At 69.9% G+C, this 15,510-nt stretch carries 14 protein-coding genes; 1 reads left to right on the forward strand and 13 read right to left on the reverse strand.

The window, feature by feature from the left end; all coding sequences use genetic code 11:
* Window positions 1–378: 378 nt before the first annotated feature.
* From ASF94_RS14855 to hemN, 4 genes are all read right to left on the reverse strand, one after another.
* Window positions 379–2,844, reverse strand: a complete 2,466-nt coding sequence (locus ASF94_RS14855) for an EAL domain-containing protein (protein WP_056667916.1) — start codon at window positions 2,842–2,844, stop codon at window positions 379–381.
* Window positions 2,841–4,166: an HD-GYP domain-containing protein gene (locus ASF94_RS14860; protein ID WP_056667918.1), complete on the reverse strand. Its 1,326-nt coding sequence runs from the start codon at window positions 4,164–4,166 to the stop codon at window positions 2,841–2,843. The genes ASF94_RS14855 and ASF94_RS14860 overlap by 4 nt, the downstream gene beginning before the upstream one ends.
* Window positions 4,167–4,307: 141 nt before the next feature.
* Window positions 4,308–5,042, reverse strand: coding sequence for a sulfite exporter TauE/SafE family protein (locus ASF94_RS14865; protein ID WP_056667920.1), 735 nt, complete (start codon window positions 5,040–5,042; stop codon window positions 4,308–4,310).
* A gap of 2 nt (window positions 5,043–5,044) precedes the next feature.
* Complete coding sequence (hemN, locus tag ASF94_RS14870) at window positions 5,045–6,427, reverse strand: oxygen-independent coproporphyrinogen III oxidase (RefSeq protein WP_056667925.1); 1,383 nt, start codon at window positions 6,425–6,427, stop codon at window positions 5,045–5,047.
* A 196-nt stretch (window positions 6,428–6,623) separates the two neighbouring features.
* On the opposite strand from hemN, the gene fnr reads away from it, so the two are divergent.
* Entirely contained in the window at window positions 6,624–7,343 is a 720-nt protein-coding gene (gene fnr, locus ASF94_RS14875; protein WP_056668186.1) for a fumarate/nitrate reduction transcriptional regulator Fnr, read from the forward strand.
* Window positions 7,344–7,370: 27 nt separating this feature from the next.
* Here fnr and ASF94_RS14880 read toward each other — a convergent pair whose 3' ends face one another.
* The 9 genes from ASF94_RS14880 to ASF94_RS14920 form a co-directional block, all read right to left on the reverse strand.
* Window positions 7,371–7,637, reverse strand: a complete 267-nt coding sequence (locus ASF94_RS14880) for a hypothetical protein (protein WP_056667928.1) — start codon at window positions 7,635–7,637, stop codon at window positions 7,371–7,373.
* A gap of 89 nt (window positions 7,638–7,726) precedes the next feature.
* Window positions 7,727–8,032 carry a FixH family protein gene (locus tag ASF94_RS14885; RefSeq protein ID WP_082493319.1) on the reverse strand — a complete coding sequence of 102 codons (306 nt, stop codon included), beginning with the start codon at window positions 8,030–8,032 and terminating at the stop codon, window positions 7,727–7,729.
* A gap of 68 nt (window positions 8,033–8,100) precedes the next feature.
* Complete coding sequence (ccoG, locus tag ASF94_RS14890; protein WP_056667932.1) at window positions 8,101–9,543, reverse strand: cytochrome c oxidase accessory protein CcoG; 1,443 nt, start codon at window positions 9,541–9,543, stop codon at window positions 8,101–8,103.
* 17 nt (window positions 9,544–9,560) lie between these two features.
* Window positions 9,561–10,475, reverse strand: coding sequence for a cytochrome-c oxidase, cbb3-type subunit III (ccoP, locus tag ASF94_RS14895; protein ID WP_056667935.1), 915 nt, complete (start codon window positions 10,473–10,475; stop codon window positions 9,561–9,563).
* A gap of 39 nt (window positions 10,476–10,514) precedes the next feature.
* Window positions 10,515–10,652 (reverse strand): cbb3-type cytochrome c oxidase subunit 3, encoded by a 138-nt coding sequence (locus tag ASF94_RS14900; RefSeq protein ID WP_056667938.1) that lies wholly within the window; start codon window positions 10,650–10,652, stop codon window positions 10,515–10,517.
* Window positions 10,653–10,692: 40 nt separating this feature from the next.
* Window positions 10,693–11,325: a cytochrome-c oxidase, cbb3-type subunit II gene (gene ccoO, locus ASF94_RS14905; protein WP_056667941.1), complete on the reverse strand. Its 633-nt coding sequence runs from the start codon at window positions 11,323–11,325 to the stop codon at window positions 10,693–10,695.
* Window positions 11,326–11,348: 23 nt separating this feature from the next.
* A complete protein-coding gene (ccoN, locus tag ASF94_RS14910) occupies window positions 11,349–12,788 on the reverse strand; it encodes a cytochrome-c oxidase, cbb3-type subunit I (protein WP_056667944.1) in 1,440 nt (479 codons plus the stop codon).
* A gap of 63 nt (window positions 12,789–12,851) precedes the next feature.
* The gene (gene ccoS, locus ASF94_RS14915) at window positions 12,852–12,989 is read right to left on the reverse strand and encodes a cbb3-type cytochrome oxidase assembly protein CcoS (protein WP_056667947.1); all 138 of its coding nucleotides are present in this window, start codon (window positions 12,987–12,989) and stop codon (window positions 12,852–12,854) included.
* Between the two features lies 1 nt (window position 12,990).
* The gene (locus ASF94_RS14920) at window positions 12,991–15,489 is read right to left on the reverse strand and encodes a cation-translocating P-type ATPase (RefSeq protein WP_200933081.1); all 2,499 of its coding nucleotides are present in this window, start codon (window positions 15,487–15,489) and stop codon (window positions 12,991–12,993) included.
* Between the last annotated feature and the right edge of the window lie 21 nt (window positions 15,490–15,510).

The raw sequence follows: 15,510 nt of genomic DNA on the forward strand, positions 1-15,510 counted from the left end.
GCATGGGGGGCCTTATGCTCCCGATCGCGGCATCCGGCAAGTCCCCGCCCATCGCCAACACCGGCTGCGCGGGTTTTCCCTTCATGGCACCGCAGCCGGGCCTACAATGGACTCGTCTGCGGTGCTGCTGGGCTTTATATTTCCTTGAACCAATGCTCTATGAGCAAGGGCTTGGTACATTGCCCGGTGAGCGTGATCATCTCGCGTCAGATGAACCCAACGCCTGGCTGCCCTCGCCCCCCTGAACCCCCGGTTCAGGATGACGGCTCGGTGGCATTCGCAGACACCCTCTTTTGCTGAACGACGCCCGCCTGACGCCGGCCCGGGTCGTGCAGCCTCTCCCCTCCCCCTCTCTCCCCGCCCTGTCTTTCGCCCCTGTCAGGGCGGCGTTTTTTTCGCCGGTGCCGGCGACCAGGCCACGCTCTTGTGGCTGTCCACCAGCGCGCGCAGTTGCGCAGCCGGCAGCCCGGGGGCACACAGGAAGCCCTGGAAGTGCTGGCAACCCATCTGCTCCAGCGCCGCCCGCTGGGCCGCAGTTTCCACCCCTTCGGCGATCACCTCGATGTGCAGGGCACGGCCCATGCTGGTGATCGCGCTCACGATGGCCCGGTCCCCCTCGTCGTCCGGCAGGCCGCGCACGAACGACTGGTCGATCTTGAGCTTGTGGATGGCCAGCTTCTTCAGATAGGCCAGGCTCGAATAGCCGGTGCCGAAATCGTCGATGGCGAGGCCGATGCCCAGCCGGGCCAGGGTGATCAGCCGCTGTTCCGTCTCCTGGGCGTCCTGCAGCAGGATGGTTTCGGTCAGTTCCAGCTCCAGCAGGGTGGCAGGCAGCCGGTGCCGCTCCAGCAGGGCGACGAGGCGGTCGACGAAGTCCGGCTGGCGGAACTCGAGCGCGGAGACGTTCACCGCCACCACCAGGGGCGTGCCCGAGCGCAGCCAGCCGGCCGCCTCTTCGATGGCCTGCTCCATCACCCAGGCGCCCAGGGTGACGATGAAGCCGGACTCTTCCGCCAGCGGGATGAAGACCCCGGGCGACACCGCGCCGAAGTCCGGACTGTTCCACCGCGCCAGCGCCTCGGCACCGACGATGCGCCCGGTGGCCATGGACACCTGCGGCTGGTAGTGCACCGCCATCTGGCCCAGGCCCAGGGCCTGGCGCATGCCGTGCTCCATCTTCATGCGCGCCAGCAGGTTGGCGTTCATCTGCGGCTGGTAGAAGCCGTAGCTGCCGCGCCCACGTTCCTTCACCCGGTACATGGCGGTGTCGGCCTGCTTGACGAGTTCGTCCAGCGTGCGCCCATCCTGCGGGTAGAGCGCCACGCCGATGCTGCACTGGATGGAGAACCCCATCGCGTCCAGCATGAACGGGCGCAGCATGTCGTCGAGAATGCGGCGCGCCACGTTCTCGGCCACGCGGGCGTCGCCACCGTGCAGGTAGATCACGAACTCGTCGCCACCCAGGCGGCAGAGCATGTCGGTATGGCGCAGGCACGACTGCAGGCGCTCGGCCACCAGCTTCAGCACGCGGTCGCCGAACGGGTGCCCGAGCGAATCGTTGACGATCTTGAAGCGGTCCAGGTCGAGGAAAAGGATCGCAAAGCCCGTACCGGCGTCGCGTGGCGTCGATTCGATGGCCGCCTCCACGCGGCGCGACAGAAGCAGCCGGTTGGGCAGGCCGGTCAGCGCGTCGCTGAAGGCCAGCTCCTCGATGCGGCGCTGCGCCGCGCGCTCCGAGGTCAGGTCGCGCATGAAGCCGATGCTTTGAACCAGCGCACCCTGCTCGTCGCGCAGCGCCACCCAGGACAGGTGCACGGCGCAGGGTTCGCCCGTCGCGGTGGGCAGCGCCAGGTCGCCTTCCCAGAATCCCTCGCGTTCCCAGCCGGCAAGCACCTCGTTCATCAGGGCGTCGCCGCCCGCGTCGGTGCGAAAGAGCGCCGGCGCGGCTTCGCCAAGGCGTGAAAGCGGCCCCACGCCGATCAGGCGTTCGCAGCCGGGATTCATGCTCACCAGGATGTTCCGGTGGTCCGCGATGAAAATGGCATCCGGGCTCGACTCGAACACGCGCGCCGCCAGCCGCAGGCCGGCCTGGGCCTCGGCCTGCCGTGTGATGTCGCGAAATGAAAACACGCGGCCGATCGGGCGCCCCTGCACCAGTTGCGGCACCGAGCGGCGCTCCATCAGCGCGCCGCTGCGCAGGCCGATGACGTCGATGGTCTCCTCCAGCGGCTCGCTGGCGATCGCCGCCAGGCGCGCCCGGTAGGCCGGCGCGTCGGCGACCTGGCTCTCCAGATGCGCATGGACGGCGGCATCGTCGCGCTGCACCAGCAGCTCGCGCGGCAGGTTCCAGAGCAGGGCCAGCCGCTGGTTGAAGGCGCGCACGCCGCCTTGCAGATCGCAGACCATCATGCCGTCGGCGGCGGAGTCGAGCGTGGCGCGCAGCTCGGCCAGCAGCGTTTCCAGTTCGTGCTCGGAAGCGCTCTCGCTGGCACGGTTGACCATCGTCAGCATCAGCAGCACGTCGCCCGCAGGCAGGGTCACGGCCGTCACGCGCCGGTCCACCGCAATCCAGCCCCGTCCCCGGGCGGCGACGCTGCTGCGGGAATCGATTCCCTGCACCAGCCCGTCGACGGGCTGCCCCCAGAAGAACAGGTCTTCCGGGGTCTCGGCGATCTGCTGGACCGGCTGGCCCAGCATGCTGGCCGCGGGCCGTCCGGTCAGGTCCACGGCGGCGCGGTTGGCGTGCAACACGCGCTGCGTGGCCGGCTCGACCAGCCACACGGCCTCCGCCAGGCCGTCCAGCACGGCGGTCCACCCCGCGAGGTCGCGCGGCAGGGCGGTCATGGCGCGCTCCCCTGCGGCCCGGCGTCCACGGCGCGCTCGAAGAAGTAGCAGATGCGCTGGCGCGGCGAGAGGTAGTCGAGCGCCTCCCGGGGCAGTTGCGCCGGCCGGAGGCTGCGGCGGATGCCGAGTTCGGGCACCTTTTCCAGGTCGAGCACCAGCGCCTCGTCCTTGGGCACGCGCGAGTCGTGCACCAGCACCTTGGGCCGCAGGGGCCGGGCCGAGTTGACGGAAATGACCAGCGCATACCGGTCGTTGACCAGCTGCACCACCGAGCCCGGCGGATAGACCCCCATCATGCGGATGAAGGCGCCCAGCACCACCGCGTCGAAGCGCGCCTTGTGCTGCGCGAAGATGACGGACAGCGCCTCGTGCGGCGTCAGGGCGGCAGCGCCGTGCAGGGGGTTGCACATGCGGTCGTAGTGGTTCACCAGCGCGACGATCTGGCCGGCCCGGCTCAGGTCCTCGGCGTGCAGCCCGAGGGGAAAACCGCTGCCGTCCGCCATCTCGTGGTGCTGGGCGATCGCCACGAGGGCCGGGCCGGGCAGGCCCATGCGGCGCGCCAGGGCCACCGATTCGGCCACATGGGCTTCGTAGCGCTTGCGGTCCGGGGGGGGCAGCGAGGCCGCCGGCTCGGCGATGTGGGCCGGCAGGCCCTGCTTGCCCAGGTCGTGCAGCAGGGCCGCGACGCCAATGCCATGCAGGCCCACGTCGGGGGTGCCGAGCGCCCGGCCCAGCAGCAGCGACAGCACCATCACGTTGACGGGGTGCAGGGCGGGCTGCACGCCCACGCCCTGCGACAGCAGGCGGATGGCCGAGTCGCCGTGGTCGAGCACCTCCGCCACACAGCCGGCCACCAGGGCGTCGGCCTGCTCGCGTGCCGTGCGGGGCTCGGCCGCCGCCTTGGCAGCCAGCCGCTGGTATTCACGCGTGGCTTCGTTGAAACGCTGGTCGCACCGGTCGAGCGACAGGCGCTGGGCCGTGAGCGCCGCCAGCGCCGCGCGGCGCCGGGCGCGAATGCCCGAAAGCCCGCCCGCAGAGGCGAGCGCCTGGCTTTCGCCGTCCAGGGCCAGCGCGTCCGGGCCGGCGGGCGGCTCCGGCGCAACAGGCTCGGGCGTGGCGGGCTGGGCGCCCGCATCCACGTCGCTCTTGGCTGGCACATACCGCACCTGCTTCAGACCCAGCGACCGCAATAGCTCGATCTGCCCCGAGTGGGCGACCTTGAAGCTGCTGGTCGGGAACGGGTGATGCATCCAGCCCACGTCGAGCTGGATATACATGCCGATCCGCAACTGGCTGATATCGATGGAAACGGTGTGGTTCACGAAGCGGGGGGTTCAAACGAAGGCGTTGAAACCGTCAAATCTTGTCAACGATTATCGCCAGTTCCGACGAGTCGTAACAAACGGCACAGCCTTCGCGCGAGTCACCCCAACGACACCAGGCCGCTTTCCGGCACGTGGACTTCAGGCGCACCAGAGCGCCAGGCCCCGCCCCTGGGCGTCCACCCATATCGCCCAGGCCGCAAAGCCGAACAACAGCAGCCCGGCCACTCTGGTGCCCCACCCTCCCCGGGCCCGATCGAGCCGGTCGCGCAGCTGGCTCCAGGCCCACCGGCCGCCCAGCAGCCAGACGGCGCCGCCTGCACCGAACAGCGCCATGCTGGCGGCCCCCTGCCATACGCTGCCGCTCAGTGCCGCCACCAGCAGGGCCGAGTAGAGCAGTCCGCAAGGCATCAACGCCCACGCAGCCCCGACGAGCAGCGTGCCGCCCGGCCGGTCCAGCCACGGGCGGACCCGCTGCCACGCGCCGCGGCCCAGCGCTTCGATCCACCGGGGCTGGCGCGCCTGCGCCATCATGAGAACGGCCCAGGCCAGCACGGCGACATGCAGCAGCGTCCAGGCCGGTCGCAGCGCGGCGCTCTGCTGGCTCAGCCACGCCAGCCGGTCCATGGCCGCCGCCGCCATCCCGCCGGCCAGCGCATAGCCCGCCAGCCGGCCGGCGTGGAATGCCAGCAGCGGCCGCGCCGCAGGACTGCAGCGAGGCGGGCTGCCGGAACGCTCCAGGCGCCGCAGCGGCTGGCCTTCGCCGGCGCCCGCCCGCTGGGTGATGGCGCCACAGGACGCCGCGCACATCGCCAGGCAGTGGGGCCCGCCCATCAGGCCCATGGCCAGTGCCGTCCAGGCTGCCGTGGCGGGCATGGTCAGATGATGCGCGAGAAGCGCGCGCGGTTGCGGTCCACCTGCAGGTGCCGGTCGAACATCATGGCCACGCCGCGCACGAAGAACCATCCCATCGGCGTCACCGAAATGCCCTCGGGGCCCACGGTGAGCAGGCCCTGCGCGGCCAGTCCCTCCAGCTGCTCGATCTCGGCGGCGAAGTAGTGGCGAAAGTCGATCAGCCAGGCCTGCTCGAACGGCTCGAACAGGACCTCGCCCTGGCACATCAACGCCATGATCACCGCACGCCGCACCAGGTCGTCGCGCGTGAGCGCCAGGCCGCGCACCACCGGCAGCCGGCCCTGGTCGATGAAGTCGTAGTACTCGTCCAGCGTCTTGGCGTTCTGGCTGTAGGTCGCGCCCACCCGGCCGATGGCGGACACGCCCAGCCCGATCAGGTCGCAGTCCGGCTGGGTGCTGTAGCCCTGGAAGTTGCGGTGCAAGCGGCCCTGCCGCTTGGCCACCGCCAGCGCGTCCGTCGGCAGCGCGAAATGGTCCATGCCCACATACACGTAGCCGGCCTGCTCGAAGGCGTTCAGAGAGCGCGCCAGCATGGCCACCTTGGCCGATGCCGGCGGCAGCTCGGCGGACACGATGCGGCGCTGCGGCTTGAAGCGTTCGGGAAGATGGGCATAGGCGTAGAGCGCGATGCGGTCGGGCCGCAGCTCGGCCACCTGCGCCAGCGTGCGGTCGAACGACTCCGGCGTCTGGCGCGGCAGGCCGTAGATCAGGTCCACGTTCACCGACTCGAAGCCCAGGCGCCGTGCCGCCTCCTTCAGCCCGAACACCTGCGCGGCCGGCTGCACCCGGTGCACGGCCTTCTGCACGGCCGGGTCGAAGTCCTGCACACCGAAGCTCAGGCGGTTGAAGCCCAGCTCGGCCAGCAGAGCCAGGCGCTCCGCAGTCACGGTGCGCGGGTCCACCTCGATGGAGCATTCGCCGCCCGGCACCCAGGTGAAGCTGCGCCGCAGCATGGCCATCAGCGACCGCAGGCCCTCGTCGCTGAGGAACGTGGGGGTGCCGCCGCCAAGGTGCAGCTGGCTCACCGGCTGGCCCACGCCGCAGTGCGCGGTGTGCAGATCGATCTCGCGGCTGAGGTAGCGCAGATAGACCTCCGCGCGTTCCGGGTGCCGCGTGATGATCTTGTTGCAGGCGCAGTAGTAGCAGAGCGCTTCGCAGAATGGAATGTGCACATACAGCGACAGCGGCAGCGCCTTGGCGGCCGACCCCACCCTGCGCTGCTCCAGCGCGAGCACGTACTCGTCCTGCCCGAACGCCTCGACGAACCGGTCCGCCGTGGGATAGGAGGTGTAGCGCGGCCCTGGCACGTCGAAGCGACGCAGAAGCTCGGGGGTAACAGCAGTCATGGCAAGAAGGTCCTCGTGTGCTGCGACCGAATGTGCCGCAGCCCCCACCCGCCGTCCTTGATCTCGATCAAGGGTTGCAGCGAAGTGCGCTGCCACAATGACAACCATCTCAGCAGCCTGGGCGCTGCTGCACGGAACGACGGCCCGGCCAGCGCAGGCGCTGCAGGCGCCACTCACAGGAAAGACCCCCTTGAACTTGAATCTCCAATCCATCAAGGTCGCCTGCTCGAACTGCAATCTGCGCGAGCTGTGCATGCCCATGGGCCTGAACGAGCAGCAGCTGGCGCGCATCGACGAGATCGTGGCCGTGCGCCGCAAGGTCAAGCGCGGCGGCACGCTGTTCCGCAATGGCGAGCCCTTCACCTCGCTCTACGCCATCCGCACCGGGTTCTTCAAGACCTGCGTCGCCACCGAGGACGGGCGCGACCAGGTCACCGGCTTCCAGATGGCCGGCGAGATCATCGGGCTGGACGGCATCGTGCACGACCGCCACAGCTGCGACGCCGTGGCGCTGGAAGACGCGGAGGTCTGCGTCATGCCGTTCGACCGGATCGAGGAGCTGTCGCGCGAAGTGACCGCGCTGCAGAACCACGTGCACAAGATCATGAGCCGCGAGATCGTGCGCGAGCATGGTGTGATGCTGCTGCTGGGCAGCATGCGCGCCGAAGAGCGCCTGGCCGCGTTCCTGCTCAACCTGGTGCAGCGCCTGCACGCCCGGGGCTTCTCGCAGTCCGAGCTGGTGCTGCGCATGACGCGCGAGGAGATCGGCAGCTATCTCGGCCTGAAGCTCGAAACCGTGAGCCGCACTTTCTCGAAGTTCGTCGAGGAAGGCATCGTCGAGGTGAAGCAGCGCCATGTGCGCATCCTCGACACCGACGCGCTCAAGCGCATCGTGAACAGCCAGGCCTGCCACTGAGCGGCAGCCGGAGAGCGCCCCGCGAAGTCACCGGTACTTCGCACAATCGGCGGGCCGCTCGCCCCGCGGCACCGGGCACCGGTTCATCTCGAACGGCGACAGCGACAGCAGCGTCGTCAGCGCCCCCGCCGCCATGATGACGCACCAGAACACGAAGAACGCGATCGTGTAGACGCCCTCGCGCGACACCGCCACCGGCTGCTCCGACCAGTGCAGCGCGGCCGGGTCGACCAGTGCGAAGACGATCATCTCCAGCACGCCCGCCATCAGAAAGGCCGGCCAGGCGATCCACATCCACCGCCGGGGCCACCCCGCCCGCGCATCGGCGCTGCGGCGCGGCGTCGGGGCGCGGGCGGCCCGCGCCCGCCGGTGGCGCGGCGCGGTCATGGCAGATCCTTCGCGGGCGTGGCCGCATGGTTGCGCCCCTTCACGGCGGGGGCCATGCCGGCGTGCTGCCGGCGCAGGGTGGCGTTGATGTCCAGGCCGCGCTGGTAGTAGTCCTCGGCCAGCACCGGGTCGGGCTGCCGCACGGCCAGCCAGAGGGTGACGAACCCCGCCACCACCACGATGGCGGGGCCAGCGATCACCAGCCAGACATAGCCATGGCGCCACCAGGGCTGCAGTTTGGCCGGGGCCGGGGCCGGGGCCGGGGCCGGGGCCTGCGCGACGGCAGAAACGACGACGGTCATGGGAAGCTCCTTGCGGCCTGCGCCGCGTTGATCACGATCGATACCAGCGACATGCTGCGGGGCCCGGTTCAGCGCGGCACCAGGAACACCGACTTCTCCACCACCTGCGTGGCGGCGCCCTCCGCCCGGATGTCGAAGAACACCGGGTGGGAGCCGGGCGGCACGACCCCGTAGGGCACCTGCAGGCGCACCGCCACCCAGCGGGATTCGGCCGGGCCGATGGCCACCCCGGGCCCGGACGCCACCTCCAGCCCGTCCAGCCCATGCGCGCCGATGCGGTAGCGCTGCAGCCGCTCGGTGGCATTCATGATCTGCAGGCGATAGACGTTCTCCAGGCGCCCGCCGGCCACGATGCGGGAGAGCGCGGCGCGGTCGCGCACCACATCGACCTTCAACGGGGTGCGCGCCACCAGGCTCATCACCATGCCGATGCACAGCGCTGCCAGCACCGCGCCGTAGACGAGCACCCGGGGACGCAGCACGCGGCGCAGCATCTGCGACTGGTTCCAGCTGTGGGTGACGCCGTGCTGCGTGGAAAAGCGGATCAGGCCGCGCGGGTAGTGCATCTTGTCCATCACGGTGTTGCAGGCGTCCACGCAGAGCCCGCAGCCGATGCATTCGTATTGCAGGCCGTTGCGGATGTCGATGCCCACCGGGCAGACCTGCACGCAGAGGGTGCAGTCGATGCAGTCGCCCAGCCCCTGGGTTCGGGGGGCCACGGCCTTGCTGCGCGGGCCGCGGCGTTCGCCGCGCGCCTCGTCGTAGGTGACGATCAGCGTGTCGTTGTCGAACATGGCGCTCTGGAAGCGTGCATACGGGCACATGTACTTGCACACCTGCTCGCGCAGGAAGCCTGCGTTGCCGTAAGTCGCGACACCGTAGAACGCCACCCAGAAGAGCTGCCAGGACCCCTGCAGCGCCATCAGCTCCACGCCCAACGCGCGAATGGGCACGAAGTAGCCGACGAAGGTGAAGCCCGTCCATGCCGAGATGCCGATCCAGAGCAGCTGCTTGAGGCTTTTCTTCCAGAGCTTCTCGAACGTCCAGCGCCCCTTGTCGAGGCGCAGCCGCGCGCTGCGGTCGCCTTCCACCCGGTGCTCGATCCACATGAACATCTCGGTGTAGACCGTCTGCGGGCAGGCGAAGCCGCACCAGAGGCGCCCCGCCACGGCGGTGAAGAGGAACAGCGACAGCGCCGAGATGATGAGCAGGCCCGTCAGGTAGATGAAGTCCTGCGGATAGAGCACCAGCCCGAAGAGGTAGAAGCGCCGTGCGCCCAGGTCGAACAGCACCATCTGCCGCTCGCCCCACTGCAGCCAGGGCAGCCCGTAGAACACCAGTTGCGTGACCACCACCATCAGCCAGCGCCAGCGCGCGAACACGCCGCTGATGGCACGCGGGTAGATCTTCTTTTGCGCCTCGTAGAGCGAGACCACCTCGGCCTGCGGGTCGTCTGCCGCAGCGGGGGTGATCGGGATGACCTTGCGTGGCATGCCGGCGGCGGGTTTCATGGGCTGCCCAGGCGGCGTCAGCGCGCCGCCCCCGCCCGGTTCGACAGGCTCCAGACGTAGGCCGTGAGCACGCCGATCTGGCTGTCGGTCAGCTTGCCGGCCTGCGCGGGCATCTGGTTGGTCTTGCCGTTGTTGATCATGGCGGTGATGGCCGCCTCGCCCCAGCCGTGCAGCCAGACGTCGTCGGTGAGGTTGGGCGCGCCCAGGGCCTGATTGCCCTTGCCGTCCATGCCGTGGCAGGCCGCGCAGGCCGTGAATTTCGACTTGCCCAGCGATGCGCGCAGCGAGTCGTGCGGGCTGCCCGACAGGCTCAGCACGTAGTGCGACAGGTTGCGCACGTCCTCGGGCGAGCCGACGGCGGCGGCCATGGGCGGCATCACGCCGATGCGGCCGTCATGGATGGTCTGGCGGATCCGGTCCGGCGAGCCGCCGTGCAGCCAGTCGTTGTCGGCCAGGTTGGGAAAGCTCTTGCTGCCGCGCGCGTCGGAGCCGTGGCACTGCGCGCAGTTGTTCAGGAACAGGCGCTCGCCGATGGCCATGGCCTGGGCGTCGCCGGCCATGTCTTCGGGCTTCATCGCGTCGAAGCGGGCGTAGAGCGGCTGCAGCTCGGCGTTGGCCTGCACCACCTCGGCGTCGTATTCGGCCCGCGTGCTCCAGCCCAGCTTGCCCGCGAAGGTGCCCAGGCCCGGGTACGCGGCCAAATAGCCGAAGCCGAACACCATGGTGAGCACGAACAGCCACATCCACCAGCGCGGCATGGGGTTGTTCATCTCGGTCAGGCCTTCGTCCCAGACATGGCCCGTGGTGTTGTCGGCCGTGGCCTGGACCTTCTTGCGCGAGGTGATCCACAGCAGAAGGCCGCAGGCCAGGATGCCGGCCAGCGTGATCCCTGCGACATAGAGGGACCAGAAGTTGTGGGTGAAGTCACTCATCGGGGTTTCTCGTTTCTTGTGCGTTCGGCCGGTGGCCGGTCAGTCCTGCACGAAAGGCAGTTGCGCGGCTTCGTCGAAGCGGGCCCGGTTGCGGTGCAGGAAGGCCCAGACCCAGATTCCGATGAAGCAGGCCATCGATGCCAGCGTGGCGACGATGCGCAGGGTGGTGATGTCCATGGCAGTCCTCCTGGAGTTCTCGTGTGCGGGGGCGTGCCGCCTACTTCAGCGCCCGGCCCATCACCTGCAGGTAGGCGACCAGGGCGTCCAGCTCGCTCTTGCCCTTGAGCTCGCCGGCGCCGGCTTGGATCTCTTCGTCGGTGTAGGGCACGCCCACCGTGCGCAGCGCCTTCATGCGCGGCGCCACGACGGACGGGTCCACCGCCGTCTTCTCCAGCCATGGGTAGGCCGGCATGTTCGACTCGGGCACGACGTCGCGCGGGTTGTTCAGGTGGATGCGGTGCCACTCGTCGCTGTACTTGCCGCCGACGCGGTGCAGGTCGGGGCCGGTGCGCTTGCTGCCCCACTGGAACGGGTGGTCGTAGACGAATTCGCCCGCCACCGAGTAGTGGCCGTAGCGCAGCGTCTCGGCGCGGAACGGACGGATCATCTGCGAGTGGCAGTTGTAGCAACCTTCCCGCAGATAGATGTCGCGGCCGATCAGCTGCGTGGCGGTGTACGGCTTGACGCCGTCCACCGCCTCGGTGGTGGACTTCTGGAAAAAGAGCGGCACGATCTCAACCAGGCCGCCCACGGCCACCACCAGCAGGATCAGCACGATCATGAGGAAGTTGTTGGTCTCGACCTTCTCGTGGGTGAAGCCGGCCGGCGCGTTTGTTGGGGTATCAGACATTCAATGCTCCTCGATGCTCGGCGTCAGGCGTGCGCGGGGCGGACAGCGGGAATCGCCACCCGCACGGAGCGCCCGGAGATCGCCGTCTGCCACACGTTCCAGGCCATGACCACCATGCCGCCCAGATACAGCAGCCCGCCCAGGAAGCGGATCACGTAGAACGGATAGGTCGCCTTGACGCTTTCGACGAAGGTGTAGGTGAGCGTGCCGTCCGGGTTGATGGCGCGCCACATCAGGCCCTGCATCACGCCGGCGATCCACATGGCGGCGATGTAGAGCACGATGCCCACGGTGGCCATCCAGAAGTGCAGCTCGATGGCGGGCACCGAATGCATCTTGTCGCGGCCGAAGAGGCGCGGCACCAGGTAGTAGAGCGAGCCCATGGTGATCAGCCCCACCCAGCCCAGCGCGCCGGCGTGCACGTGGCCGATGGTCCAGTCGGTGTAGTGGCTCAGCGCGTTGACGGTCTTGATGGACATCATCGGCCCCTCGAACGTGGCCATGCCGTAGAACGACAGCGACACGATGAGGAAGCGCAGGATGGGGTCGGTGCGCAGCTTGTGCCAGGCGCCCGAGAGGGTCATGATCCCGTTGATCATTCCGCCCCAGCTGGGCGCCAGCAGGATCAGCGAGAACACCATGCCCACCGACTGCGTCCAGTCGGGCAGCGCGGTGTAGTGCAGGTGGTGCGGGCCGGCCCACATGTAGGTGAAGATCAGCGCCCAGAAGTGCACGATGGACAGCCGATAGCTGTACACCGGCCGGCCGGCCTGCTTGGGCACGAAGTAATACATCATGCCCAGGAAGCCGGTGGTGAGGTAAAAGCCCACGGCGTTGTGGCCGTACCACCACTGCACCATCGCGTCCTGCACGCCGGCATAGGCCGAGTAGCTCTTCATCCAGCCGGCCGGCACGGCCGCGCTGTTGACGATGTGCAAGAGCGCCACCGCGATGATGAAGGCGCCGAAGAACCAGTTGGCCACGTAGATGTGCCGCACCCGGCGCATGCCCACGGTGCCGAAGAACACCACCGCATACGACACCCAGACCAGCGCGATCAGGATGTCGATGGGCCATTCGAGTTCGGCGTATTCCTTGCCGGAGGTGTAGCCCAGCGGCAGGCTGATGGCCGCAGCGACGATCACCAGCTGCCAGCCCCAGAACGTGAACTTCGCCAGGCCGCCGGCGAAGAGCCGTGTCTGGCAGGTGCGCTGCACCACGTAGTAGCTGGTGGCGAAGAGGCCGCAGCCGCCGAACGCGAAGATCACCGCGTTGGTGTGCAGCGGGCGCAGGCGCCCGTAGCTGAGCCACCCAATGCCGAAGTTGAGTTCGGGCCAGGCGAGCTGTGCTGCGATGAAGCAGCCCACCAGCATACCGACCACGCCCCACACCACCGCCATGATCGAGAACTGCCGCACGACTGAGTCGTCGTAGTGCGCGGCACGGGTTTGAGAAGAATCCATCGGGCACCTCTTGTTTTGCCGGGCCAGTTTCATTCAGTCACCCGTTGCGCGCGTTGACGCACGTCAACCGTCTTTCAGAATGCGCTCGGCCTCCTGGTCGACGTTCTCGAACTGCCCCCGGTCGACCGCCCACCAGAGTCCCGCCAGCACGGCCAGCACCAGCACCACGGACAGCGGAATCAGCAAATAGAGGATGTCCATGTCATGCCCTCTCGCCCGCCGGCCGCAACCCGGTGGGCTGCGGTGGGCTGCCGTCCGCGACGACGGGCGCAGACACGGCGCACGGCAGCCCCTCCCCGCTCCAGCGGACCAGGCGGGATGCGTTCAACACCACCAGCAGCGAGCTGGCCGCCATGCCCAGCCCGGCCAGCCAGGCCGGCATGCAGCCGGCCACGGCCAAGGGCACGCAGAGCGCGTTGTAGCCTGCGGCCCAGGCCAGGTTCTGTCGCACCACGGCGGTGGCGCGGCGGGCCAGCAGCAGCGTCTGCGCGACCTGGCCCAGGTGCTCGCCGGGCACGACGAAGTCGGACCGGGCGCGGGCCAGCGGCACCGCGCGCCCGAAGGCGAACGACACATGCGCGCCCGCCAGCACCGGGCCGTCGTTGAGCCCGTCGCCCACCATCGCCACCGTGCGGCCTTGCGCCTGCAGCGCCTGCAGCCGCTGCAACTTGTCGTCCGGGGTGCAATCGCCCCAGGCTTCGCAGATGCCCGCTGCCTGCGCCACGCGCTGCACGGCGGCATCGCGGTCGCCCGACAGCAGCAGCACCCGAACGCCCGCGCGGCGCAGGTCCGCCACCACACCGGCGGCTTCCGGGCGCAGGGCTTCGGTGAGGGCGAAGCGCGCAAGGCTCTCCGGCGCCGCCAGCGTGCCGTCCGCCCTCACCCGTTGGCGCGACAGCACGACGGCAGGGACGGCGCCGGGCTCCGCCGCCACGCCGGCATGGCGGGCGGAGCCCAGCTTCAGCAGCGCGCCATCGGCCTCGCGGGCCTGCAGGCCGCTGCCCGGCCGTTCCTGCACGTCCGCCAGCCGCACACCGGACGCAGCAGCCGCCAACGGGCCCGCCGCCAGCACGATGGCGCGGGAGGCCGGATGCAGCGAGTGCCGCGCCAGCGCGGCCGCCAGCGACAGCGCCTGGTCGGCGGTCAGGCCGCCTTCCGGCGCGGGCTCGATGCGGCCCAGCCCCAGGCCACCCTGCGTGAGCGTGCCTGTCTTGTCGAAGGCGATGGTGTCCACGCCCGCCACGGCCTCCAGCGCCTGCAGCCGCCGCACCAGCACCCCGTGGCGCGCCAGCGTGCCCGACGCGGTCAGCAGGGCGACCGGCGTGGCGAGCGACAGCGCGCAAGGGCAGGTGACGATCAGCACCGCCACGGCCACCATCAGCGCATGGCTCGGGTCGCTGGGCCACCACCAGGCGGCAGCCAGGCCGGCGGCCAGCAACACGGCCCCCAGGAACGGGCGGGCGATGCGGTCGGCCAGCTGCGCCAGCCGGGGCTTTTGCAGCGACGCGCTTTCCATCAGCGCCACGATCTGGCCGAAGCGCGTGTCGCGGCCCAGGCCGTCGATGCGCACCTCCACCGCCGCCCGCAGGTTGTAGCTGCCGGCCGCCACCGTGCTGCCGAGCGGCCGTGCGACCGGCGTGGATTCGCCCGTCAGCAGCGCCTCGTCGGCCTGCGTGCTGCCGCAGGTGATGCGGCCGTCGCCCGGAAAGGCTTCGCCCGGCAGCACGCGCACGGTGTCGCCCACCGCCAGCCGGCGGGTGGCGATGCGGGTGAAGACGCCATTGGGGCCCCGGCGCTCCACGCTGTCCGGCAGGCGGTTCATCACCGCTTCCAGCGCGCCGGCGGTGCGGCCGCGCAACCGCAGTTCCAGCCAGCGGCCGGTCAGCAGGAAGAAGACGAACATGGTCAGCGAGTCGAAGTACACCTCGCGGCCGAACAGGCCTGCCGGGTCGAACGTGCCGGCGGTGCTGACGGCGAAGGTGATGGCGATGCCCAGCGCCACCGGCAGGTCCATGCCGATGCGGCGTTGGCGCAGGTCGCGCGCCGCGCTGGCGAAGAACGGCCCGCAGGCGAACAGCATCACCGGCAGGCTGATGACCCACGACGCCCAGCGCAGCAGCCGCTCCATCTCCAGGCTCAGGTCGCCCGGCATGGCCTGGTAGGCGGGCCAGGCGTACATCATCACCTGCATCATGCAAAAGCCGGCCACCAGCCAGCGCCAGAGGGCGCGGCGCTGCTCGCGCTGGCGATGCTCGCGGGCGAAGGCATCGAGCGCCGGCAGGGCGCGGTAGCCGGCGGCCTGCACGGCGCCGATCCAGCCCGAAGGCCGCACCTGGGCGGGGTTCCACACCACGCGGGCGCGCTGCGTGGCGGCGCTCACGTCGGCGGCGGCCACGCCGGGCACGGCGCGCAGCGCCTCTTCGATGGTGAGCGCGCAGGCGGCGCAGTGCATGCCCAGCAGCACCACATGCGATTCCCAGGGCCCGGGCGCAGGGGGCCCCGGCACCGCGCCTTCCGCTCCGTCGGGGGATGGCGCAGCGGTGGCCGGCTCGGTCAGCGGCCGGCCGAAAGCCGGCCATTCCGCCGGGTCGTCCAGCAGCGCGGCGCCGCTGGCCAGCGCAGCTTCCGGCGGCGCAGGCGCGCCGCCCGGTTCGCCAGGGCCAGCGAAGCCATCGAAGCCATCGAAGGAGTGTTGGGGCATGCCCCGGAGGCTAGGCGCGAT

The organism is Acidovorax sp. Leaf160 (assembly GCF_001424265.1).
Classification (GTDB): Bacteria; Pseudomonadota; Gammaproteobacteria; order Burkholderiales; family Burkholderiaceae_C; genus Paracidovorax.